The 22,215-nt window shown below is 74.1% G+C and carries 20 protein-coding genes; 10 read left to right on the top strand and 10 right to left on the bottom strand.

What is annotated here, in order from left to right; genetic code table 11:
* Positions 1–16: 16 nt before the first annotated feature.
* The gene (locus ABD332_RS04970) at positions 17–775 is read right to left on the bottom strand and encodes a PIG-L deacetylase family protein (protein ID WP_344499944.1); all 759 of its coding nucleotides are present in this window, start codon (positions 773–775) and stop codon (positions 17–19) included.
* A 172-nt stretch (positions 776–947) separates the two neighbouring features.
* On the opposite strand from ABD332_RS04970, the gene ABD332_RS04965 reads away from it, so the two are divergent.
* On the top strand, positions 948–1,904 hold the full coding sequence (locus ABD332_RS04965; RefSeq protein ID WP_344499942.1) for an ion transporter: 957 nt from the start codon (positions 948–950) through the stop codon (positions 1,902–1,904).
* Positions 1,905–1,920: 16 nt separating this feature from the next.
* Here the strand turns inward: ABD332_RS04965 and ABD332_RS04960 are convergent, their stop codons facing one another.
* The gene (locus tag ABD332_RS04960; protein ID WP_344499940.1) at positions 1,921–3,408 is read right to left on the bottom strand and encodes a phenylacetate--CoA ligase family protein; all 1,488 of its coding nucleotides are present in this window, start codon (positions 3,406–3,408) and stop codon (positions 1,921–1,923) included.
* 110 nt (positions 3,409–3,518) lie between these two features.
* Here ABD332_RS04960 and ABD332_RS04955 point away from each other — a divergent pair, with 110 nt between their 5' ends.
* Positions 3,519–4,661: a sensor histidine kinase gene (locus ABD332_RS04955; protein WP_344500724.1), complete on the top strand. Its 1,143-nt coding sequence runs from the start codon at positions 3,519–3,521 to the stop codon at positions 4,659–4,661.
* Positions 4,649–5,296 carry a response regulator gene (locus tag ABD332_RS04950; RefSeq protein WP_344499938.1) on the top strand — a complete coding sequence of 216 codons (648 nt, stop codon included), beginning with the start codon at positions 4,649–4,651 and terminating at the stop codon, positions 5,294–5,296. The genes ABD332_RS04955 and ABD332_RS04950 overlap by 13 nt, the downstream gene beginning before the upstream one ends.
* A gap of 47 nt (positions 5,297–5,343) precedes the next feature.
* Here the strand turns inward: ABD332_RS04950 and ABD332_RS04945 are convergent, their stop codons facing one another.
* Positions 5,344–7,869: an FtsX-like permease family protein gene (locus ABD332_RS04945; RefSeq protein ID WP_344499936.1), complete on the bottom strand. Its 2,526-nt coding sequence runs from the start codon at positions 7,867–7,869 to the stop codon at positions 5,344–5,346.
* 8 nt (positions 7,870–7,877) lie between these two features.
* The gene (locus tag ABD332_RS04940; protein ID WP_344499934.1) at positions 7,878–8,612 is read right to left on the bottom strand and encodes an ABC transporter ATP-binding protein; all 735 of its coding nucleotides are present in this window, start codon (positions 8,610–8,612) and stop codon (positions 7,878–7,880) included.
* A gap of 139 nt (positions 8,613–8,751) precedes the next feature.
* On the opposite strand from ABD332_RS04940, the gene ABD332_RS04935 reads away from it, so the two are divergent.
* Together ABD332_RS04935 and ABD332_RS04930 are read left to right on the top strand one after the other, a co-directional pair.
* Positions 8,752–9,687, top strand: coding sequence for a methylenetetrahydrofolate reductase (locus tag ABD332_RS04935; RefSeq protein ID WP_344499932.1), 936 nt, complete (start codon positions 8,752–8,754; stop codon positions 9,685–9,687).
* Positions 9,684–10,454 (top strand): phosphotransferase, encoded by a 771-nt coding sequence (locus ABD332_RS04930; protein ID WP_344499930.1) that lies wholly within the window; start codon positions 9,684–9,686, stop codon positions 10,452–10,454. The genes ABD332_RS04935 and ABD332_RS04930 overlap by 4 nt, the downstream gene beginning before the upstream one ends.
* Before the next feature lie 8 nt (positions 10,455–10,462).
* On the opposite strand, the gene ABD332_RS04925 is transcribed toward ABD332_RS04930, so the two are convergent.
* Both ABD332_RS04925 and ABD332_RS04920 read right to left on the bottom strand, forming a co-directional pair.
* Positions 10,463–10,972 carry a hypothetical protein gene (locus ABD332_RS04925; protein ID WP_344499928.1) on the bottom strand — a complete coding sequence of 170 codons (510 nt, stop codon included), beginning with the start codon at positions 10,970–10,972 and terminating at the stop codon, positions 10,463–10,465.
* 90 nt (positions 10,973–11,062) lie between these two features.
* Positions 11,063–11,629, bottom strand: coding sequence for a selenoprotein S family protein (locus tag ABD332_RS04920; RefSeq protein ID WP_344499926.1), 567 nt, complete (start codon positions 11,627–11,629; stop codon positions 11,063–11,065).
* A 114-nt stretch (positions 11,630–11,743) separates the two neighbouring features.
* Between ABD332_RS04920 and ABD332_RS04915 the strand changes: the two genes are divergently transcribed.
* Entirely contained in the window at positions 11,744–12,142 is a 399-nt protein-coding gene (locus ABD332_RS04915) for a cupin domain-containing protein (protein ID WP_344499924.1), read from the top strand.
* Between the two features lie 34 nt (positions 12,143–12,176).
* Complete coding sequence (locus ABD332_RS04910) at positions 12,177–12,923, top strand: SDR family oxidoreductase (RefSeq protein ID WP_344499922.1); 747 nt, start codon at positions 12,177–12,179, stop codon at positions 12,921–12,923.
* Between the two features lie 139 nt (positions 12,924–13,062).
* On the opposite strand, the gene ABD332_RS04905 is transcribed toward ABD332_RS04910, so the two are convergent.
* Positions 13,063–13,935, bottom strand: a complete 873-nt coding sequence (locus ABD332_RS04905) for an NAD(P)-dependent oxidoreductase (RefSeq protein ID WP_344499920.1) — start codon at positions 13,933–13,935, stop codon at positions 13,063–13,065.
* Positions 13,936–13,994: 59 nt separating this feature from the next.
* Here ABD332_RS04905 and ABD332_RS04900 point away from each other — a divergent pair, with 59 nt between their 5' ends.
* Both ABD332_RS04900 and ABD332_RS04895 read left to right on the top strand, forming a co-directional pair.
* Positions 13,995–14,342: a MerR family transcriptional regulator gene (locus ABD332_RS04900; RefSeq protein ID WP_344499918.1), complete on the top strand. Its 348-nt coding sequence runs from the start codon at positions 13,995–13,997 to the stop codon at positions 14,340–14,342.
* A 63-nt stretch (positions 14,343–14,405) separates the two neighbouring features.
* The gene (locus tag ABD332_RS04895; RefSeq protein ID WP_344499916.1) at positions 14,406–17,105 is read left to right on the top strand and encodes a CHAT domain-containing protein; all 2,700 of its coding nucleotides are present in this window, start codon (positions 14,406–14,408) and stop codon (positions 17,103–17,105) included.
* Between the two features lie 17 nt (positions 17,106–17,122).
* On the opposite strand, the gene ABD332_RS04890 is transcribed toward ABD332_RS04895, so the two are convergent.
* Both ABD332_RS04890 and ABD332_RS04885 read right to left on the bottom strand, forming a co-directional pair.
* The gene (locus ABD332_RS04890; RefSeq protein ID WP_344499914.1) at positions 17,123–17,647 is read right to left on the bottom strand and encodes a zinc ribbon domain-containing protein; all 525 of its coding nucleotides are present in this window, start codon (positions 17,645–17,647) and stop codon (positions 17,123–17,125) included.
* A gap of 7 nt (positions 17,648–17,654) precedes the next feature.
* A complete protein-coding gene (locus tag ABD332_RS04885; protein ID WP_344499912.1) occupies positions 17,655–18,653 on the bottom strand; it encodes a M48 family metallopeptidase in 999 nt (332 codons plus the stop codon).
* Between the two features lie 109 nt (positions 18,654–18,762).
* Between ABD332_RS04885 and ABD332_RS04880 the strand changes: the two genes are divergently transcribed.
* Complete coding sequence (locus tag ABD332_RS04880) at positions 18,763–19,287, top strand: RDD family protein (RefSeq protein ID WP_344499910.1); 525 nt, start codon at positions 18,763–18,765, stop codon at positions 19,285–19,287.
* On the opposite strand, the gene ABD332_RS04875 is transcribed toward ABD332_RS04880, so the two are convergent.
* On the bottom strand, positions 19,213–21,939 hold the full coding sequence (locus ABD332_RS04875) for a dipeptide ABC transporter ATP-binding protein (RefSeq protein ID WP_344499908.1): 2,727 nt from the start codon (positions 21,937–21,939) through the stop codon (positions 19,213–19,215). The genes ABD332_RS04880 and ABD332_RS04875 overlap by 75 nt on opposite strands.
* Positions 21,940–22,215: the final 276 nt, after the last annotated feature.

The following is a 22,215-nucleotide window of genomic DNA, read 5'->3' as shown; positions in this document are numbered from 1 at the left end:
CCGCTCGCGGAAGCGGTCAGAGCAGGCTCAGCTTGAACACCTCGAACGCGGCGGCGAACGTGACGCCGAGGCGGGTGCCCGTCTGCCGGGAGAAGCCCTCCAGGAACTCCTCCGCGTCGAAGTCGCCGGTGCCGAGGCCGCGCAGGTAGGCCTCGTGCGCCTCCAGGGACCGCACGCCGAGATCGAACGTGGCGGTCGTGTCGGCGGCATGCTTGGACAGCGGCGAGTTCGCCGCCCACACCTGCCGCACCCCGCCCCACCGCTCCAGCCCCTCGTCGATCTGCTCCCGGAACACCCACCGGTTCCCCGCGTCGCGCGCGGCGTCGAGGACCGCCCGGCCCGTGACGATGTGGTCCGACATGTTGAGCGCGTCGCCGGCCTCGTCCCAGCTGTCGCGGAAGTTGTTCGTGATGACGATGTCCGGCCGGTGCGTGCGGATCACCCGCGCCAGCTCGCGCCGCAGCGGCACACCGCCCTCCAGGACGCCGTCGGGCAGGCCCAGGAACTCCACCTGCGACACCCCGACGATCTGCGCGGACTCCCGCTGCTCCCGCTCCCGCAGCGGCCCGGCCTCCGCCGGGTCCATCCCGTCGATGCCGGCCTCGCCGCTGGTCAGCAGCACGTACGCCACCTCCTTGCCCTGACCGGTCCAGCGGGCGATCGCGGCGGCGGCGCCGAACTCCAGGTCGTCGGGGTGCGCGACGATCGCGAGGGCCCGCTGCCAGTCCTCGTCGACCGGCTGCAGCGGGTGCGGTGTGGCAGGCGTTTCAGTCATGCCTCCCATCTTGCTGCACGCCGCGCGCCGGTGCCGCCAGGTCCGCCCGGCCCCGGGCAGGCCGGTTGAGCACGGCTTCCTCCGGCGGGTTGTCCCGTCGATCCGGACATGTCGATCATGTCGTAGGCTGCGTCCCGGTTGAAGGTCACCGTCCTGGGAGTCCGGCCCGTCAATGAACACCATCCGTCCGTCCGTGGCCCGCGTCGCCACGGCGTGCCGCACGCTGATCGACGCCCGCTGGTTCACCGTCGCCTCGTTCACGGTGATCGTCATCAACGCGGCGGTGCTCGGCCTGGAAACCTACGACGGTGCGCACCGCGCCGCCGCCGACGTGCTCCGGGTCGTCGAGTACGGCTGCATCGTGTGCTTCGCGGTCGAGCTGCTGGTGCGGTTCGGCGCGCAGCTGCCGGCGCCGCAGGCGTTCTTCCGCGACGCCTGGAACCTCTTCGACCTGTTCATCCTGCTCTCGCCGCTGCTGCCGGGGGTGCGGGAGAACGTGACCGTGCTGCGCATGCTGCGCCTGGCCCGGATCGTGCGGACATTCCGGCTCTTCCCGAGCCTGCGGGTGATCCTGGTGGGCATCCGGCGCAGCCTGCCCGGCCTCGGCAGCTTCCTGCTCGTCACCGTCCTGCTGCTGTACGGCTACGCCATGCTCGGCTGGATGATGTTCGCCGACGCCAACCCCGCCCGGTACGGCACCGTCGGGCAGGCGATGCTGACCCTGTTCCTGCTGCTGTCCCTCGACGGCATCACCGACACCCTGCAGACCGGCCGCGCCGTCACCGAGTGGGCGGTGCTGTACTACGTCTCCTACATGGTCGCCGCCTGCTTCCTGCTGACCAACCTCCTCGTCGGCGTCGTGCTCAACGCACTGCAGGACGCCCATCAGGAGGAGCGCGACACGGCGAACGCCGCCCTCGCCCCTACCGAAGACCCAGCCGAAGACCCAGCCGAAGACCCCGCCGACGACCCTGTCGGGCGGCCGGGAGACGCGACGGTCGCGGCGCAGCTGGCCTCGCTGCGGGCGGCCGTCGACGCCCTCGAGCAGCACCTCGCCCGCCAGGCCGCGACGGATCCGGCCGGACCGGTGCCGCGCCAGCCATCGCCGGTCGGCGACGCATCTGGATGAGACCGTCCCGCGCGGGTCACTCGGCCGGGCGGGTGTAGCGGTGCTTGACCTGCGGCGGGAAGTACTCGGGGTCGCCGGCGGGGCGCAGCTCGACCCGCGGGGTCTGGTAGGCGGCCGGGACGTAGTTGGCGAACTCGCTGTTGAGCCTGCGCAGCTCGTCGCGGATCGCGCCGGCCAACTGCCCGACTCTTGCGGGGTCGCCGGTCTCGCCCTGCGCGAGCTCCGCCACGACGGACAGGTGCCGCTCCTCGTCGCTGTCGGAGAGGACCTGCAGGACGAACTTGCCCGTGACCCAGTCGCTGATGCCGTCGCGTTCCAGGGCGACGGTCACGTTCTCCGGGTAGATGTTGGCGCCGAAGTACGACACGGTGAACAGCGACCGGCCGAAGACCCACACGAACGGCAGCCGCGGGGCGGCGCCGGCGTCCAGGCCCTCCTCCGGGTCGAAGCCCAGGCCGGCGCAGTACGCGAGCATCGCCTCGTGCGACAGCAGGCCGCCCTCGTCGGCGATGTGGTAGCGGACCAGCGGGATCCCGCCGTCGCCGGTGAAGAGCAGCGTGCCCTCGTGGGTCTCGAAGTAGCGGGTCGCCGGGTCGTACTGCACGAGCGTCGGCAGCCGCGGGTCGCCGAACAGCGCGCGGGCGGCGTCGGGGCGGCCGGCGAGGAACCGCCGGATCGCCACGCTCAGCGGCGTCTCCGTGCCCAGGACGCCGGCGTCGGCGGTGCCGTACAGCGAGACCGAGTCCGACAGCGGGTCCGCCATCCCGGCCCTGGCGCCGACGAGCGTGCGCCACTCCTCGCTGAAGACCTCACCGGCGAGCAGCAGCTTGATCGCGTACGCGGGCCAGTCCACGCCCCGCTCCCGGCCGGCGTCCACGACATTCTTCACGAACGGCGGGTACCCCGCGAGGACCACCTGCTCGAAGTGCGGCCCCAGCTCCTGGACGACCCGCAGGATCTCGTCGACGTTGTTGCCGGGCGTCGCCACCGTGACCGGGTAGCCCTTCGCCGCCAGGTGCCGGCAGGCGGCGGCGGTGTACATGCCACCGACCCACGACCCGAGCGCGAAGCACACCACGACCAGCGTGCGCCGGCGGTCGGCCCGGAAGCTGCCGACCAGCGCCTGCTCGAACCGGCGGGCGACGACGAGCTCGTCCGGCACGGAGCGCGGCCACACGGTCGGCTGCCCCGACGACCCGGACGACACGGCGACCGTCTCGGCGCCGTCGAGCGTCCCCCCGCGGCACAGCTCCGGCAGCGGATACCTGCGGTGGTAGTCGGCCTTCGTCAGCAGCGGCACCCGCGCGAGGTCGCCCGCCCTGGCGATGCCGGCCGGGTCGACGCCGCGCTCCCGCAGGAACGACCGGTACGCGGGCACGCTCGCGGCGACGTCGTGAAACAGCCGCAGCGCCCGCTCGGCACCGTCCTCCACCGCCGCCGCGCCCGGCGGTGCCTCGTAGAACTCGCGCAGGCCCGCGAGGACCCGCTGCGCCCTGTCATCCACTGTCCGCACTCCGTCCGCACTCCGTCCGCTTCAGGCCCGGCCGATTGTATTGGCGGGCGCGGCGATCTTTGGGCAGACTCGACGCCGTGCGGGCGGCGCGGCGGGGCGGTGTGTACCTCTTGGGCGCGTTGCTGTCCGCGGTCGGCACCGTGCTCGCGCTGCCGCTGCTGTGCGTGCCGCGGCTCGCCCGGTGGTGGGCGGCCTGGCACCGCGACCGCGCCCGGCGGCTGCTCGACCCGGCGTCTGGGGCGCGGCCCACGCTGCGGGCGGCGTGGGCGGACGCGGCGACGGGCCGGACGGCCGGCGCCCTGCTGTGGCTGCCGGTGCACGCGGTCACCGGCGTGGCGTTCGGGCTGCCGGCGCTGCTGTGCGTGGGCAACATCGTGGTCGCGCTGATCGCGACGCCGCTGTGGTGGGCGTTTCCGTTCGTGGAGCGGCCGCGGCTGTTCATCGACGTCCCGGTGACCGGGTGGGCGACGGCGCTGACCCTCGGGCCGCTGCAGATCGGGCTGCTCGCCGCGCTGGCCTTCGTGGCCTTCCCGCCGGTCGCCCGCGCGCACGCCCGGATCTGCGTGGCGGTGCTGGCGCGCCGGGCCGGCGAGGAGCTCGCCGAGCGGGTCGCCGTGCTGACCCGGACCAGGGCGGACGTGCTCGACGCGCACGGCGCGGAGCTGCGCCGGATCGAGCGGGACCTGCACGACGGCACCCAGGCCCGGCTCGTCGCCATCGCGATGCGGCTGGCCGTGGCCCGGCAGGCGTTCGCCGAGTCGCCGCGGGACGAGCAGTTCGTGGAGGGGCTGCTCCGGGACGCGCACGAGGGCACCGAGGAGGCGATGGCCGAGCTGCGTGAGGTGATCCGGTCGGTGTACCCGCCGATCCTCGCCGACCGGGGGCTCGACGGCGCCCTGACCGCCGTGGTCACCCGCTGCGGCGTGCCGACCCGGCTGGAGATCGGTGAGTTCGAGCGGGTCCCGGCGGCCGTGGAGGCCGTCGTGTACTTCGCCGTCGCCGAGGCGCTCACCAACGTCGCCAAGCACAGCGGCGCGGCCGCGGCCCGGGTACGGGTCGGCCGCGCCGCGGACCGGCTGTCGGTGGTGGTCACCGACGACGGTGCCGGCGGCGCCGACGAGCGGCGGGGCACCGGTCTCGCCGGGATCCGCCGCCGGGTGCTCGCGCTGGACGGCGCCGTCGACGTCGACAGCCCGGCCGGCGGGCCGACGACCGTGACCGTGGAGCTGCCGTGCGGGTGGTGATCGCCGAGGACAACGTGCTGCTGTCCACCGGGCTGGAGCTGCTGCTCGGCCGGGCCGGCTTCCAGATCGCGGCCGTCGCGCAGGACGCTGACGGGTTCCTCGCCGCCGTGCGGGAGCACCGGCCCGACGTGACGATCGTCGACGTCCGGCTGCCGCCGACGTTCCGCGACGAGGGGATCCGGGCCGCCCTGCAGGCCCGGCGGGAGCACCCCGGGCTGCCGGTGCTGGTGCTGTCGCAGTACGTGGAGCAGCAGTACGCCGCGGAGCTGCTCGCCACCGCCGGCGGTGGGGTCGGCTACCTCCTCAAGGACCGGGTCAGCCGGGTCGACGGGTTCGTCGACGCGCTGCGCCGGGTCGCCGACGGCGGCAGCGCGATGGACCCCGAGGTCATCGCCCAGCTGGTGCAGCGGGCCGGCGACCCGCTCGCCGCCCTCACGCCCCGCGAACGCGAGGTGCTCGGGCTGATGGCGCAGGGCCTCGACAACACCGCCATCGGCGCCCGGCTCGTCATCACGGACAACGCCGTGCACAAGCACATCGGCAACATCTTCGCCAAACTCGGCCTCGCCGTCACCGACAGCGGCCACCGCCGCGTGCTGGCCGTCCTCGCCTACCTCAACGCCGCCGGCCGCTGAGCGACCACGCCGAGGCCCTCACTCGCGGGCGACGGCGGCTGAGGCGTTCACGAGCGGGCGCCGATCGCTTCGACCGGCGCCGGCCGCATCGCGATCCGGGTCGCCGTCATGATCGCCGCCCAGCCGAGCAGTGCCGCGACGGCCACGATCCCGGCGTACGTCGGCGGCGGCACCGACGGGATCGGCGTCCTGGTCAGCGCGAAGCTCGTGCCGACCAGCGACGGGAGCGCGGCCAGCGACCCGATGACCACGGCGGCCACGACGACGATCCTCGTCTCGCCGCGCATCATCGCGCGCACCTGCCCGGGGCTCGCGCCGACCAGCCGCAGCAGCGCGAACTCGCGGAAGCGCGCGGCGGTCGCCATCACCAGCGTGTTCACCACCGCGATCGCGAGGTAGCCGAGGAGCACCGCGTTGAGGACGAGGCCGACCACCGACTCGCCGGCGGTGGCGTCCTGTTGCGCGGCCACGAACGAGTCCCGGTCGCTGACCCGGACCGTCGGCAGGTCCCGGACGGCGGACCGCAGCGCGTCACCGACCGCCCGGGCGTCGGTGCCCGGCGCCGCCGCGACCAGCACGGCGAAGTCCAGCCGGTCCGTGGTGTGCGCCAGGACGAGGTCGTGCGGCAGGGTGACGTCGCCGAGGCCGAGGCCGCGCTCGTAGATCGCCACGACCGTCGGGGTGACCGGCGTGCCGTCGCCGAGCCGCAGGTCGACGGTGCCGCCGAGCGTCGCGCCGAGGGTGCCCGCGGCGATTCGGCTCAACGCCACCGTGTCGCCCCGCAGGTCCGCGACGTCGCCCTCGAGCACGCCGAGGTCCAGGGTCGCCGCGAGCCGGTCGCCGGTGACCCCCTGCGTGGCGTAGCTGCGGATCTGCCGGTCGTCGCCGGAGCCGAAGAGGGCGAGGGTCCGCGTGCGCACGAGCGGGGTCACCGCCGCGACGCCCGGCACGTCCCGCAGCGAGTCGGCGACCTCGGGCGACACCCCCGCGGAGGTCGCGGTGACGACGTAGCCGGCGCGCAGCCCGTCACCGGCCTGCTCCAGGGCGGCCGCGCCCGCGGTCGTGCCGCTGAAGAGCTGCCCGGCCGCGAGGGTGACGCCGATGATCAGCGGGGTGGTCGCCGCGGCGAGCCGCCGGGAGTTGGCGCGGGCGTTCGCGGTCGCGAGGAACCCGCTGACGCCCGACCCGCGGTGCAGCCAGGGGCTCAGGACGCGGACGGCGCCGGTGAGCAGCCGCGGCCCGAGCAGCCCGACGGCGAAGACCAGCAGGAACGCCGAGAACGCGGCGCCCTCGGCGGCGCCCTCGCCGGGCACCCGCAGCGGCGGCACGATCGCCATGGCCAGGCCTGCGGGGACGAGCAGCAGGCCGGCGGCCAACCGGATCCGGCCGAGTCTCGCCGGCTCCGCGGCGGCCTCGCCGAGCGCGTCGACCGGCCTGAGCCTGGCCGCGCGCCGGGCCGCGATCCAGCCGCCGAGGCGGGCGCCGATCAGGCACAGCACCGTCGCGGCCAGCAGCGGCAGCGGGCCGATCGACAGCTCGAAGTCGTCCGGCACCGCACCGGCGAGGGCGAAGACGCCGCGCAGGAGGAAGGCGAGCCCGATGCCCGGGACCACGCCGAGCACCGCGCCGAGCGCGCCCACCAGCACGGTCTCCGCGGCGATCATGCGCAGCACCTGTTTCGGGGTCGCGCCGATCGCCCGCAGGAGGGCCAGTTCCCGCAGCCGCTGCCGTACGGACAGCGCAAGGGTGCTCCCGACGACGACCATGATCACCACGACCATGCTGCCGCCGAAGGCGAACGACAGTTCGGTGATGAACGACCGCGTCGCGCCGACGTCGAGGAACTCGGCCTCGCCGCGGTCCCTGCCCGCGTAGACGACCACACCCGGGACCGCGTCCTTGACGGCGCGAGCGAGGTCGTCGACGCCGGGAGCGGCCAGCACGCCGATCACGGCCACCCGGTCCGGCCGGCCGGTCAGCTCCATGGCCCGCTCGTCGGTGAAGTACACCGCGGGCTGCCGGCTCCCCGGCGGCACCGCGATGCCGGTCACCCTGTACGTGGTCGTGTTCGAGCCGACCGCGAGCCGGACGTCCGCGCCGGCGGTGATGCCGGCCCGATCGGCCAACGCGGCGTCCAGGACCACGTCCCGCGGCGCGGCCGGCGCCCGTCCGGCGCTGATCGTGACCGGGCCGAGCGCGGCGGATCCCCAGCCGTGCCCCAGCACAGGGCGTCCATCCGACGCGTCGGCCGTCAGCAGGCTCACCGGGACGCTCACGTCGGCGATCGCCGCCCGTACACCGGGAACCCGCGCGATCTCCGCGACCTTGGCGGCCGGCAGGGTGGCCCGCTCAGCGAACCGCGGGTCGACGTCGTCGGCCACCGGCAGCGCCTGCGGGGCACCCACCACGAGGTCGGCGGCCCGGTAGCGTTCGGTGGGAGCCCCGGAGCGCTCGCTGCTCTCCAGCAGGATCCCGCACGCCGTGATCACCGCCGAACCGAACACCACCGCCACGAACGCGGCCACGAACCCGCCCTTGCGGTCCCTGACGGTGCTCCAAGCAAGCCACAGCATTCGCCGGTTCACGCATCCCCCAGGTGCGTCAGCCGCTGCGCGATCCGCTCCGCGGACGGCCGGTGCAGCTCGCCGGCCAGCCTCCCGTCGGCGAGGAACACGACGGTGTCGGCCCACGCCGCGGCGACCGGGTCGTGCGTGACCATCAGCACCGTCTGGCCGAGCTCGTCGACGATCCTCCTGAGCAGATCCAGGACCTGGCGGCCGCTGCGGCTGTCCAGCGCGCCGGTCGGCTCGTCGGCGCACACCAGGTCCGGCCCGGTGATCAGCGCCCGGGCGACCGCCACCCGCTGCTGCTGGCCGCCGGAGAGGCTGCCCGGCCGCCGGTCGTGGTGCTCGGCGAGCCCGACCGCGGCGAGGACGCCCGCCAGCCGCCCGCGGTCGACCGGCTTCCCGGCCAGCCGCAGGGGCAGCGTGACGTTGTCCGCCACGCTCAGCGCGCCGAGCAGGTTGTACGCCTGGAACACGAACCCGATCCGGTCCCGCCGCAGCTGCGTCAGCTCGGTCTCGGACCGGCCGGACAGCTCCGTGTCGCCCAGCAGCACCCGTCCCGACGTCGGGCGGTCCAGTCCCGCCGCGCAGTTGAGCAGCGTGCTCTTGCCGGATCCGGACGGCCCCATGACCGCGGTGAACGTCCCGCGCGCGAACCCGGCCGTCACCCCGTCGAGCGCGCGCACCGCGTGCTTGCCCGACCCGTACACCTTCGACACCGCGTCGAGGCGCACCGCACAGTTGGATCTCATGCCCTCCGAGGCTAGGCACGGCGGCGACCAGGACCGATACCCCGCGCCACCGCATCCGTGGTACAGCGGGCTGTAGTGCCGCTGAGGCGTGAGTCGGGTGACATCGTCCGCGGCGGGGGTCGGCTCGTAAGGTGATGGGATGTCTGGAAGTGGTCTTCACCAGAAGCTGGCGGAGGCGCGGTCGGGGATCCTGCTGTTCAGCCTGACACCGCCGCGGCGCAGCGAGAGCGATGAGCGGGTCAAGGAGATCGCCGCGGTGACGCTCGACCGGCTCGCCGGGCTCGACGTCGACGGCCTCATCCTGTACGACATCGACGACGAGTCGGACCGCAACCCCGACGAGCGGCCGTTCCCGTACCTGCCGACGATGGATCCGGCCGTGTTCCACGCGCAGCACCTCGGCGGCTGGGACAAGCCGACGATCATCTACCGCTGCGTCGGCAAGTACCACGAGGACGACCTCGCCGACTGGCTGCGGCACGCCGACCCGAGCCGGGTCCTCAGCGTCTTCGTCGGCGCGTCGTCGGGCGACAAGTCGGTGCGCACCGACATGCGCCGCGCCCAGGCCGTGCGGCAGGAGGTCCGTCCCGACCTGCCGCTGGGTGCGGTGGTCATCGGCGAGCGGCACACCCGCGGCGGCGACGAGCACCTGCGCATGCTGGCCAAGCAGGAGCGCGGCTGCTCGTTCTTCGTCTCGCAGGTCGTATACCACGTGAACGACACCAAGAACCTGCTCTCCGACTACTTCTACGCGTGCCGGGAGCGGGGGACGGCGCCGCGGACCGTCGTCTTCACGCTGTCGCTGTGCGGGTCGCTCAAGACGCTCGAGTTCGTCCGCTGGCTGGGCGTCGACGTGCCCCGCTGGCTGCAGAACTCGATCCGCTACTCCGACGACCCGCTCGCCGAGTCCTACCGGCAGGCCATGGCGATCGCCCGGGACCTCGCCGACTTCTGCGAGCACCTCGGCATGCCGTACGGCTTCAACGTCGAGAGCGTCTCGATCCGCCGCGCCGAGATCGAGGCCACGATCCGGCTGGCGGCCGACGTCGCGGCGCTGCTGCGGGAGCGCCGTTGACCGCTGAAGGTGACGGGCAGCGACTCGCCGGCGGGTTCGACAACGGCGCGGTCCGCGTGGGCGACACCGTCCGGCGGGCCGCGGGGGCGTGGACGCCGGCCGTACACCTGCTGCTGCGGCACCTGGAGTCCGCCGGGTTCGACCGTGCGCCACGCGCGCTCGGCCTCGACGACCAGGGCCGGGAGGTGCTGTCGTTCCTGCCCGGCACGGTCGTCGGCGCGCAGCGGCCGTGGCCGGACTGGGTGCACAGCGACGACGCGCTGCGCCAGGTGGCCACCTGGCTGCGCGACTACCACGCCGCCGTCGCGACGTTCGTGCCGCCGGACGGCGCGGTCTGGCGCGACGGGAGCGTCTGGCGGCCCGGGCTCGTCATCGCGCACAACGACGCCGCGCCGTACAACGCGGTCTGGTCCGGCGGGCGGCTGGCCGGGTTCTTCGACTGGGACCTCGCCGCGCCCGCCACGGTCGAGGAGGACCTGGCGTCGGTCGCGTTCGGGTGGGTGCCGCTGCACGCGCGGCACGTGGTGGCGGCGGAGGGGTTCACGGCGTTCGCCGACCGGCCGCGCCGGCTGCGGTTGTTCCTCGACGCGTACGGGTGGCCCGGCCCGGCCGGCGACTTCGTCGGCATCGTGCGCCGGCGGGTCCTCGCCATGGCGACGGAGGTCCGTCGCGCCGCGGCGGCCGGCGACGCCACGTTCGTGCGGATGCTGGCACACGGCACCGACGCGACGCTGGAGACGGCGGCCGCCGAGCTCGCCGGGTTCTGATACCGGTTCTAGACCGTCAGGAGCCGGTCCAGCAGCTGGTGGTACCGCAGGACCGTGTCGCGCATGCCCTCGGTGCTGTCCGAGGACCGGGCGCCGGCGCGTTCGAGCTGGTCCTCGCGCTCGTGGACGCTGGCGGACAGGGCCTGCATCGCCTCGTCGACCAGCTGGCGCGCCTCGGTGACGCTGCCGCGGGGGTCCTCGACGAAGTGGGTCTGCACGTCGTGCCAGCGGTGCCGGAACTCGTCGGCCTTGCCGGTGTCCCAGATGCTCAGGTCGCGGACGCCTTCCGGCGCGGTGGTGGCGGTGGTGGTCTGCGGCGCGGCCGGCTCGCCCGCGCTCGTGGTGGTCGTCTGCGGCGCGGCCGGTCCGCCCGCGCTCGTGGTGGTCGTCTGCGGCGCGGCCGGCTCGCCCGCGCTCGTAGTGGTCGTGGGTGGCGGCGTCGCGGGCGGCGTCTGGAACGCCCCGGGTGGCTGCGGCGCCTGGCCCCCACCGACGGGAGCGTTGTCGTCTCGGATCACGGTCGCGCCTCCTTGCATCCCTGCGTCTCAGCGGTTCCCTGTGGTTCCCTGTGTCTCAGCCGTGCCTTTGTCTCAGCCGTGCCTTTGGTCTCAGCCGTGCCTGGGGATCGGCCGGCCGCCGCCCGAGGGGTCGCCGAGCAGCTCGGCGAACAGCAGGCGGTAGTGCATCAGCGCCTGGCGGAGCTGCTCCGTCGACGCCTGCCCACGCTCGTTCACCTGATTGATCTCGTGGGCCTCGCGGTAGTGGCCGAGCGTCTCGGCGTGGTCGACGCTGAGGTCCTGGACCCGGACGTCGAAGTCCCCGGTCGGGTATCCGCGCTCGTGCATCACCTTCGTCACCAGGTCGTCGGCCTCGCGGGTGGCCGCCTCCGGCTCCTCCACGAAGTGGGCCTGCATGCGCTCCCATTGCTCCGCGTACCGCTGCCGCTGCTGAGGATCGAGCTCCCTGAGTTCCAGCTCGTCGTGGCGGCGCTGGCGCTGCTGCAGGTCGCGCTCGGCCGCGCGGCGGCTCGACTGCTCGCCGATCGCCCGGTCGTACTCGGGCCCGAACTGCTGCTTGAGCTCATTGGTGCGACGGTGCCGGCTGTAGCTGACCGCGATGAGCGCGATGACGAGCACGACGATGATGGCGACGAGCAGGACTGCGGTTGAGGACATCACGAATCCCTTCCGAGGTAGCCAGGTCCGACGCTACTGCGACGCGGGACGGCTCGGCCTCACCCTCTCGCCGGCGGCTTGTGTGGGCCCGGTCTGGCCGGGTAGTGCGCCGGCATGAAGGCTCACTCTGATGCCTGGAGGTCGGCGGTCACCGTCGTCCAGGAGGCGACACCGCCGTGGATCCCGGCCGACGCGCACGAGATGACGGTCATGGTGGAGTTCCCGCCGGGAGACCCCGGCACGCCCCCGCACCGGCACCCCGGGCCCGCGTTCGGTTTCGTCCTCGAGGGCGAGATGCTGTTCGAGCTGCAGGGCTCGCCGCCGCGGGTGGTCAAGGCCGGGGAGGCGTTCTGGGAGCCGGGCGGCGACGTCATCCACTTCCGGGACGGCAACAACCGCGACGACGTCCCGCTCCGCTTCATCGTCACCATGTTCTGCGCCCCCGGCGAGCCGATGCTGACGCTCGTCGACGAGGCCGAGCTCCGAACGCTGTCCAGGGAGTCCCAGCTCTGAACGCCTTGTAGGAACGCCTTGTAGGGAGGACATCATGCACATCGCTGTGATCGGCGGCACCGGCCGCATCGGCTCACGGGTCGTCGACATCCTCACCTCGCGTGGCCACCGGGCCGTGCCGCACGCCCTGTCCACCGGTCTCGACCTGTTCACCGGCCGGGGCGTCACCGAAGGCCTGCGCGGCGCCGACGTCGTGATCAACGTGACCAGCTCGCCGACGTTCGACGACAGGGCGGCGGCGTTCTTCCGCACCACGATGGACAACCTGCTGCGGGCGGCCGTCGCCGAGGACGTCGGCCACACGGTCCTGCTGTCGATCGTCGGCATCGACCGCGTGCCCAACCTCGCCTACTACCGGGCGAAGATCACGCAGGAGGACATCCTGAAGTCCGCCCCGGTGCCGTACTCCATCATCCGCGCCACCCAGTTCTTCGAGTTCATCGACACGGTGATGTCGTGGACCTCCGACGAGCACGCCGTGCGCCTGCCGGCCACCCCGATCCAGCCGATCGCCGCCGACGACGTGGCCCGCGCCGTCGCCGACGTCAGCGTCGGAGCGCCGTTGCGGGGCACCCGGGAGGTCGCCGGCCCCGACGTCTTCTCCCTCGACGCGCTGGGCCGTCTCGCCCTCGCCGCCCATCACGACCCTCGCCCGGTCATCACGGACAGTTCGGCGGGCCTGTTCGCCGCCGTCCCGGGCGACGCCCTCATCCCCCGCCCTGGCGTCGTCATCGCCCCGACCCGCTTCGAGGACTGGTCCGCCCGCGTCCCTGTCCGCTGAACCGCTGCCAGAACACCGCGTCCAGCTCCCGCTCGACCGCCGCGCGCGCGTCCACCGGCGCGCGCACGAGGTCGACGGCCTCAGCGACGAACCCCTGCCGGACGAGCCGGACCGCCACTTGCGTGCCGGTCTCGTCCGGTCAGGCCGCGGGCTCGCCGAGGAGCTGGGCGAGGCGGGCGTAGCTGTCGCCGCCGTGGCCCGCGGCGACGGCGCGGTCGACGATGCGCTGGACGGCGCGCAGGGGGGCGGCGTCGATGCCGCGGGCCGTGGCGGCGTCGGCGACGTGGGCCATCGCGGAGCCGGCGGACGCGATGCTGGAGATGTCGGCGGGGAAGCGGCCCTCGGTCAGCTGGTCGGCGAAGCGGTCGGCCATGCCGGGCAGCATGGCGCCGATGCCCCTGGCGAAGCGCGCGAACGCGGCCGGCTCGATGCCCTCCGCCATGGCCAGCGCGAACGCGTGCGCGAGCCCGCCGACCGACATGGCGAACACGTCGAGCAGCGCCATCTCGTAGGCCGCCGCCGCGCCGGCGTCCTCACCGAGGTGGACACCTGTCCCGCCGAAGGCTTCCAGGGTGCGGCGGTTTCGCTCGTACGAGCGGCGGGCGCCACTGTAGAGCACCGTCGCGGCGGGTGTCCCGATCGTCGGCGCCGGCGTGAGGATCGCCCCGTCGAGGTAGTCGATGCCGTGCTGCCCGGCCCAGTCCGCCATGGCGCGCGCCTGCGCTGCGGGTCCGCTGCTCAGGTTGACGAGGGTGCCCCCGAAGCGGTCCCGTACGGGCGCCACACACGCCCGGACGGCGGAGTAGTCGAGCAGGCATGCGACGGTGACCCTGGCCCCGGCCACCGCGTCGCCGGCCGACGGCGCGAGCACCGCACCCTGCTCGACGAGCGGCGCCGCGCGCTGCGGCGTCCGGTTCCAGACCACTGTGGAGCGGCCGGCGGCGAGCGCCGCCGCGGCGAGCGCCCGGCCCATCGGACCGAGCCCGAGAATCGCGATGTCGGTGTCTGTCACACCGCCGACCGTAAACGTTCACGTTGACGTGAAGGTCAAGTCCTGATGCAGTGCAGGGCATGCGGATCAGCGAGCTCGCCCGCCGGACCGGCACCACGCCGAGAGCCCTGCGCTACTACGAGGAGCAGGGCCTGCTGCACCCCACCCGCCGCGCGAGCGGCTACCGCGACTACGACCAGCGGGCGGTCCACACCGTCGGGCACATCCAGCTCCTGCTCTCCGCCGGACTGGGCACGACCGTGATCGCCGAGATCCTGCCCTGCGTCCCGGACGACACGACCGTGCTCGCTCCCACCTGCCCGGAGCTGCTCGACGGGCTCGCCGAGGAGCGCGCCCGGATCACCCGGTCCATCGAGAAGCTCGCCGCCGCCCGCGCCATCCTGGACCGCCTGATCCAGGGCCCCTGACGGCGCGTGCGGCGCGATCGGGGACTGTCGCGCGTGAGGGGCCGTCCTCTACGTTGGTCCGTGATGGAACTGATCCTCAAGGCGATCGACGTGCGCGGCCGGCATGCGTGGCGGTGGCTGTTGACCGACGCAGCCGGCAACGTGCTCGGCGATCACACCGTCAGGGTCGACCGGTCGGCCTGGCAGGCCGCCGGAATGGACGACCTGCACCGGTTGGTGCGCCACGGGGGCGGGTCCGCGGTCCTCGACGGGTTCGGGGAGTGGCTGGGCCGGGAGGTGCTCGGGGAAGGCATCGGCCGGGCGATCGTGGCCGCGCGGCCCGCCACCGTGTGGGTCGAGGCGGCGCCGCTGGTCGATCCAGGGCCGCTCGAGTTGGCGCACGTCGCCGGTGTACCGCTGGCCGCCCGCGGCGACATCGCGCTGGTCTTCCGGGCAGCGGGCGCCGGGCAGGACAAGCGGCCGGTCGGGGCGCGGCTGCGGATGCTGGCGGTGTTCAGCCAGCCGACCGCGACCACGGCGCTGGCGCTGCGGCACGAGCGGTTCGCGCTGAGCCGGCTCGTCCGCCGGCTGGCGGCGCACGAGCGCAAGGCGATCGACCTGGAGGTGCTGCAGTACGGCGCGACCCGCCAGGAGCTGATCAACAAGATGTGGCTGCGCCAGGGGCCGGACGTCCTGCACATCTCGGCGCACGGCACCGCCGGCGGCCTGGTGCTGGAGTCCGAGACCGGCGGCCGTGACCTCGTCGGCACCGACGATCTCGTCGAGCTGCTGCGCCCGGGGAAGAACCAGCTGAAGCTGGTGGTGCTGTCGGCCTGTGAGTCGGGCGCCGGCCTGGCGGAGGCGGCGGCCTGGGCCGGCCTGGCCTGTGGCCCGGACGAACCGGACGGTGGCCCTTCCGGCCGGGACCTCGCCGGGTGGGACCTGCCGGGTCCGGGGCCCGGCGGCCTGGAGCGCGGCCCGGTCCGGTGGGCCGGCAGCAGCCTGGCGCACGTGATCGCGCGCGAGCTCGGCGCCGCGGTGCTGGCCATGCGGTTCCCGGTGAGCGACGAGTACGCCATCGCGCTGGCCCGCGAGGTGTACACCGGGCTGTTCACGTTCGAGCTGCCCGTGGCCGCCGCGGTCGCCCGGGCGGTGCCGGCGGCGGCGGGCATGACGCCGACGCCCGACCGGCCCGCGATCTCGATCGCCGTCCCGACGCTGCACGGCGCGGCGACCGCCGCGCTGCCGCTGGTGCCGCCGGCCGCCGGGCCTGTGCTCGACCCGGCGCAGGCGCCGATGGCGGGGTTCCCGGCCGAGCCGGAGTCCTTCGTGGGCCGCACCGCGGTGCTGATCTCCGCCGGCCGTGCCCTGTCCGCGGGCAGCGGGTTCACGACGGTGCTGCTCGACGGCGAGGCGGGCGTCGGCAAGACCGCGTGCGCCCTGGAGCTCGCCTACGGCCGCCACGACACGTTCGCCGCCTCCGCGTACTGGGCCGCGCCGCCGCCGGACGGGTTCGCCGGCGCGCTCCTCGGCCTGGCCCGGTCGCTGGAGCGCCAGCTGCAGCCGTACGGGTTCGCCATGGCCGAGGCGGTCGAGTCGGTCGCCGGCCTGCACGCGTTCCTGCCGCAGCTGACCAAGCTCCTCGCGGACCGTGGCCTGCTGATCGTGCTGGACGGCCTGGAGAGCCTGCTCACCCCGGAAGGCCGCTGGCGCGACCCGCGCTGGGCGGACCTGATCGGCGCGCTCACCGGGCACCGCGGCGAATCGCGGGCGATCCTGACCAGCCGGGTCGCCCCGGTCGATCTCCAGCGTCCCGACGTGTGCCGGCACCGGCTCCTGGGCCTCGACCTGATCGAGTCGCTGCAGCTGATGCGCGAGCTGCCCGGCCTGAGCGGGCTGCTGCCGGCCGGCGCCGGCGAGCACCGGTCCGGGCAGGCGGGTCCCGGCGGCGACCGGGCCCGGTGCCGCAGGATCCTTGGCACCACGCGTGGCATCCCGCAGCTGATCATGCAGGCCGAGGCGAAGCTCGCCATCGGCGTCCCCGACGGCCCCTGGGAGCCCATCGCGCCGCCGCCCGACGAGCCGGAGCCGACCCCACCATGGATGCCGCCCGTGGAGCCACCACCGGCGCAGCCGCGCACCTCCACACCGCCGCCCGTAGACCCGCCGCCGAACTCCAGCCCGCCGCTGACGAGCCCGCCGCCGTACACGAGCACGCCGCACACGAGCACGCCGCCGTACACGAGCCCGCCGCCGCTGACGAGCCCGCCGCCGCACACCAGCACGCCGTACACGAGCACGCCGCCGTACGGGTACGCGCTGCCGTTGCCGGACGAGGCGCCGCCGATGCCCGCGGCGCCGCAGTCACCGGCCGCGCCGCCGGCCGCGTTGATCGATGCCGTGGTCGCGGCCCGGACCGGCGCGATCGCGGGCATGCAGGTCGCGCCCGCCGCCCGCAGCCGCCTCGAACGGACGATCCGCAGCACGGCGGGCGTCGCCGACCGCGAGCAGACCCTGGCGGTCGGCCGGCTGCCGGTCGGCGCGGGGCTGCTCCTCACCGACGCGGCGCTGTACTGGCTGGACAAGGACCGCGGCTCGGTGGTGATCGCGGTCCCCTACCGGGCGTTCCCCGGGCGCACGTTCCGCTCCGTCGCCAGCATCGCCGGGGCGCCACCCACCCACGTCGACCTCGGCGACGGCATCCCCCGCTCGGCCGGCGGTGCGGCGGCCAACCTGATGGACCTGCTGAGCGCCATGCAGGCGGAGCTGCGCGCCACGTCCTGACGCCGCCCGGCGCCGCGTCACCCGACCGGCAGCGGCGCCCCGCAGTTGGTGCAGAACCTGCCGGTGTCGTTGACCTGTCCGCACCGGGCGCAGCCGTTCGCGGGCGGCTGGCCGGGCGCCGCCGGTGCGGGCGGCGGCAGGGCCTTGCGGTGCTCGACACTGCGTTCGATCACCCTGATCGCGTCGTTGTCGATGCGCGCGGCCTGGACCACGCCCCACACCTGCGTGAGGATCACCGGCCAGAACACGAACGCCGTGATCAGCGTCGGCAGCGCCTGCTGGCCGAGCACCCCCACGCCCGCCCGGGCGACCAGCGCCTGGTCGTCGCACTCGAGCCGGATCTTCAACGCGGTCCGCATGCCCGCCACGGTGCGGAACATGCCGGTGCGGGTGACGTCGACGTCCCACGCGCCGGCCCCGGTCCGCGCCGACACGACCTGGTATCCGGCGCCCTCGAAGTGCCGGGTCACGTCGGCGACGATCGGCGCCGGGTCGATCGGTGCGTCGAGCCAGAAGCGCCGCTCGCTCTTGAACACGCCCATCGCCGGATCACCGCTTCCAGGCCGGCTGGGCACCGGCCTGCGGCACCGGCTGCCCGGGGATGGGACCCGTGGCGGCCACGGCGGGCGCGCCGCCGTAGATGAGCGTCGTGCCGCAGCGCTGGCAGTGCCGCCAGCCGGGCTGGGTCCGCCCGCCGCAGCTGTGGCAGCGCGGCGCCGAGCGCACGCTCGCCGCCAGCGCCGCGAGGTTCGCGAACGTCGGCGTGCCGACCCAGCTCTGGATCTCCCTGACCCGCACCGCCAGCAGCGGGTGCGTCGAGGACTGGCTGATCTGCCACTGCAGGAACCGGTCCCACTTCGACTCCCGCAGCGCCTCGTACTCGAGGGCCTGGTCGGCGAAGGGCTGGATGTTCTGCGTGTACCGCGAGTCGTGCCGGATGCCCGCGAACCGGAACATCACCCGCGTGATCGCGTCGGCGCTGCCCATGTACGCCGCGGCCGCCCGGTCCGCCGACAGCTCGCTCTTGCGGCTCCAGTTGCTCAGCGCCATCCGCAGCGGGTGCGAGGCGACGCTGAGCACCGTGGAGGCGATCGGGATGTTGGCGGCGCTGCCGACCTTGACGGTGAGCTCGATGAACTGCGCCATCGAGTGGAACAGCATGTGCTGGCACAGGATGTGCCCGCACTCGTGCGCGATCACCGCCTCGATCTCGTCCGGCGACAGGTGGTCGAGCAGCCCGCTGTACAGCGTGATGGACGTCCTGGTCGCGCCGGTCGTGAACGCGTTGACCGGCCCGAGCGCCAGGTACAGCTCGGGCTCCTCGATCCCGAACGCCTCGCAGATCGGCGGCAGCAGCCGGTAGATCTCCGGCAGCTGGTGCGGCCCGAGCCGGAGCGCCTCCGCGAGCTGGCTGTTGCGGATGAGCCGTTCGCTGAAGTTCTTGTGGTACGTCTTGACCGCGTTCTGCAGCCCGCTCATCGACTCCAGATGGCGCCGCGCCGACTCGTCGGCCGGATGCAGCAGGTCGCTCGCGGAAAACGTCGTCATCCCATCACCCGATTCGTTCGGTCCCGTCCCCACGGGCACATCTGACGGACCGCTCGGCGCCCGCCGCCCGGGATGACCCGTTCGGGGGACGCCGGACCAGGTCGCTGGCATGATCGGGGACGTGGAGGAGGGGCCGCCGATGGCGCCGGCGACGGTCCGGGACCGGGCCGTGGCGCGGCTCATCGACACCGGGGTGCTGGCCGGGGCGGTGCTGGTGCTGGGTCTGGCGGTGCTGCTGCTCGGCGACGGCAGCCGGTTGCCGGCGATGCTGGCGGTGCTGGCCTTCGGGGTGCTGTGCGGCTACGAGTTCGTGATGCTCGGCGCGTACGGCGAAACCATCGGCAAACGGGTGATGCGGCTGCGGGTCGTCCGCCTCGACGGCGACGAGCCCGGGTGGGGAGCCGCGTTCAGCAGGACGTTCTTCCTGACCATCGCCGGCTGCCTGTCGTGCGGCCTCGGCGGGCTGCTGTTCTACCTGTCGCCGCTGCTGGACCCCGGACCGTGGAAGCGCGGCTGGCACGACCACGTCGCCGCCACGTTCGTCGTGTCCACCCGGGACTCAGACGTGGTGGCACGCGGCACGGTCGACGAGCCGCGGTGGCGTGGTCTCGCACAGCGAGCGCTCGGGCGGTGACAGGGTGGCGTACAGGGGGCACCGCGGGCGGAACGCGCAGCCGGTGATCCGCTCGTCGGCCGCCGGTGGGTCGCCCGGCAGCAGCGTCGGCGGGCGCTGCCGCGCGGCCACCGGGTCCGGCACCGGCACCGCGGACAGCAGCGCCCGCGTGTAAGGGTGCAGCGGGTCGCCGAGGACGAGCGCCGCGGGACCCGTCTCGACGACGCGGCCGAGGTACATGACGCTGACGACGTCCGCGATCTGAGCGACCACCGCCAGGTCATGGGTGACGAACAGGTACGCCAGCCCCAGGTCCGTCTGGAGCCGTCCCAGCAGCGCGAGGATCGCGGCCTGCACGGTCACGTCGAGCGAGGACACCGGCTCGTCGAGCACCAGCAGGTCGGGGGCGACGCTGATCGCGCGGGCGATCGCGACGCGCTGCCGCTGCCCGCCGGAGAACTCGTGCGGGAAGCGGCGCGCGAGTGCGGGGTCGAGCCCGACGAGGCGCAGGACCTCCGCCACCCGGGCCCGCGCCGCCGGGGCGGGGCGGCCCTGGGCGAGCAGCGGCTCGGCGACGACGTCGCCGACGGGCAGGCGCGGGTCGAGGCTGGCGAACGGGTCCTGGAACACCAGCTGCATCCGGGACCGCAGCTCGGCCTGGTCGGCGGCGGTGAGTCCGCTGGAGACGGTGCGGCCGAACAGCTCGATCGTGCCGCCCTCCGGCGGCCGCAGGCCGAGGATCTCCAGCAGCGTCGTGGACTTGCCGCTGCCCGACTCCCCCACGACCGCGTGCGTCTGTCCGGCGTGGACGGTCAGGTCGACGCCGTCGACGGCGTGGACGCTGCCGACCCGGCGGCGGAAGACACGTCCCTTGTGGACACCGAAGGTGCGGCGCAGCCCGGTGACCCGAAGCACCGGCGGCGCCGCGATGGGCCGGGGCGGCTTGAAGGCGTCGAGGCGGGGCTGCGCGTCCAGGAGGTCGCGGGTGTACGGGTCGGCCGGGCGTCCGTACAGCTGCCGCACCGGTGCCTGCTCGACGATGCGGCCACCGCGCATCACCGCGACCGTGTCCGCCATCCCGGCGACCACGCCCAGGTCGTGGCTGACCAGGACGAGCGCGGCGCCGGTGGCCTCGCGCACGTCCTGCAGCACACGCAGGACCTGCGCCTGCACGGTCACGTCGAGGGCGGTGGTCGGCTCGTCGGCGAGGATGACGTCGGGGTCGTTCGCGATGGCCATGGCGATCATCACGCGCTGCCGCATGCCACCCGACAGCTCGTCCGGAAACGTCCGGGCGCGCAGCTCCGGCGACGGGATGCCGACGAGCCGCAGCAGCTCGACGGCTCGCCGGCGCGCCTCGGTCCGGGACACGTCGCGGTGCGCGGTGATCGCCTCGGCGAGCTGGTCGCCGATGCGGTACACCGGCGTGAGCGCGGACAGCGAGTCCTGGAAGACGACCGAGGCCACGTTGCCGCGCAGCCGCCGCAGGTCGCGCGGTGCGGCGCCGATGACCTGCGTGCCGCCGAGGACGACGCTGCCGGAGACGGTGGCGGCGGCGGGCAGCAGGCCGAGCGCGGCGAGGACGGTGACGGACTTGCCGGAGCCCGACTCGCCGACGATCCCGAGCACCTGTCCACGGTGGACGGTGAGGTCGAGGCCGTCGACGGCCGGCGGCCCGTCGCCGAACCGGACGCGGAGGTCCCGGATCGCGAGCACCACGTCGTCATCCACTGTGGACGCCCCGACGGCCGTCGCCGGTCCGGCCGGTCGCGGTGGGCGGGACGGGCGCGAGCGCGGGTCGACGGCGTCGCGCAGGCCGTCGCCGACGAGATTCACGGCGAGGACGAACACCACGAGCAGCCCGGCCGGGTAGAAGAACATCCACGGGTAGGTGACGGCGGACGGCGTGCCGGCGGCGATCAGCGTCCCGAGGGACACGTCCGGCGGCTGGACGCCGAACCCGAAGTAGGACAGCGACGTCTCGGTCATCACGGCGGCGCCCACGGCGAGCGTCGCGTCGATGATGAGGAACGAGGCGGTGCTCGGCAGCACGTGCCGCACGATGACGCGCGGCGCCGACACGCCCATGAAGCGGGCCGCCCGCACGAACTCGAGCTCCTTCAGCGAGATCGTCAGCGACCGTACGACCCTGGCGGACACCATCCACCCGAAGGCCGCGAGCAGCCCGACGAACGCGACCCAGCCGCCGCCCCGCAGCCGCGGCGACACGACGGCGATGACGAGGAACGACGGGAAGACGAGCAGCAGGTCGACGACGAGGACGAGACCGCGCCCGGTCCACCCGCCGACGTAGCCGGCGACCGCGCCGACGGCCGCCGCGAGCACCGTCGACACGAGCGCCACGGCGAGCCCGATGAGCAGCGACTTCTGCAGCCCGCGGACCGTCTGGGCGTAGACGTCCTGGCCGATGCCGTTGGTGCCCCACCAGTGCCGCGCGGACGGCCCGGCGCGCAGCGCGGTGTAGTCGATGTCGTCGTAGGACCAGTGGGTGAGGAACGGCCCGGCGAACGCGAGCACGAACAGCAGCAGCACGATGACGGTGCCGGCGAGCGCACCCCGGTCCCGACGGAACCTGCCGGCCACCACCCGCAGCCGCGTCGGCGGCGCCTGCCCCGCCTCGTCGACGAGCTCCGCGGCGAGCGCGTCAGCCACGGCAACCACCTGCCCGAACGCGCATACAATACGGAAGGTATGTCACCGACGACCGTCCGCAGTGACGATTTGCAAGCGTCAGGTACGGTGGTGGAGAACCGGCCAGCCCCGCCGCCGACACCCGTCGTTGTCCGCCCTGACAGGCGAAGCGCGTCTTGGATGCCGAAGCCGAGCCCCGGTCAGCCGATCGAGCCGCACGAGCGCCCGCGCGCGTCGCGCGAGGCCAGCGGGCTCCGCCAGGCCAGCGGGCTCCGCCAGGCCAGCGGGCTCCGCCAG

Origin of the sequence: Dactylosporangium maewongense (genome assembly GCF_039531485.1) — a bacterium.
Lineage (GTDB): Bacteria > Actinomycetota > Actinomycetes > Mycobacteriales > Micromonosporaceae > Dactylosporangium > Dactylosporangium maewongense.
Note: the sequence above shows the minus strand (reverse complement) of the source record. Positions and strands in the feature narration are given on the sequence as shown.

Excerpts from the sequence above, each read along its gene's own strand:
- ABD332_RS04970 (WP_344499944.1), bottom strand. The coding sequence starts at position 775 with ATGACTGAAACGCCTGCCACACCGCACCCGCTGCAGCCGGTCGACGAG.
- ABD332_RS04965 (WP_344499942.1), top strand. The coding sequence starts at position 948 with ATGAACACCATCCGTCCGTCCGTGGCCCGCGTCGCCACGGCGTGCCGC.
- ABD332_RS04945 (WP_344499936.1), bottom strand. The coding sequence starts at position 7,869 with ATGCTGTGGCTTGCTTGGAGCACCGTCAGGGACCGCAAGGGCGGGTTC.
- ABD332_RS04940 (WP_344499934.1), bottom strand. The coding sequence starts at position 8,612 with ATGAGATCCAACTGTGCGGTGCGCCTCGACGCGGTGTCGAAGGTGTAC.
- ABD332_RS04935 (WP_344499932.1), top strand. The coding sequence starts at position 8,752 with ATGTCTGGAAGTGGTCTTCACCAGAAGCTGGCGGAGGCGCGGTCGGGG.
- ABD332_RS04920 (WP_344499926.1), bottom strand. The coding sequence starts at position 11,629 with ATGTCCTCAACCGCAGTCCTGCTCGTCGCCATCATCGTCGTGCTCGTC.
- ABD332_RS04915 (WP_344499924.1), top strand. The coding sequence starts at position 11,744 with ATGAAGGCTCACTCTGATGCCTGGAGGTCGGCGGTCACCGTCGTCCAG.
- ABD332_RS04910 (WP_344499922.1), top strand. The coding sequence starts at position 12,177 with ATGCACATCGCTGTGATCGGCGGCACCGGCCGCATCGGCTCACGGGTC.
- ABD332_RS04900 (WP_344499918.1), top strand. The coding sequence starts at position 13,995 with ATGCGGATCAGCGAGCTCGCCCGCCGGACCGGCACCACGCCGAGAGCC.
- ABD332_RS04895 (WP_344499916.1), top strand. The coding sequence starts at position 14,406 with ATGGAACTGATCCTCAAGGCGATCGACGTGCGCGGCCGGCATGCGTGG.
- ABD332_RS04890 (WP_344499914.1), bottom strand. The coding sequence starts at position 17,647 with ATGGGCGTGTTCAAGAGCGAGCGGCGCTTCTGGCTCGACGCACCGATC.
- ABD332_RS04885 (WP_344499912.1), bottom strand. The coding sequence starts at position 18,653 with ATGACGACGTTTTCCGCGAGCGACCTGCTGCATCCGGCCGACGAGTCG.
- ABD332_RS04880 (WP_344499910.1), top strand. The coding sequence starts at position 18,763 with ATGATCGGGGACGTGGAGGAGGGGCCGCCGATGGCGCCGGCGACGGTC.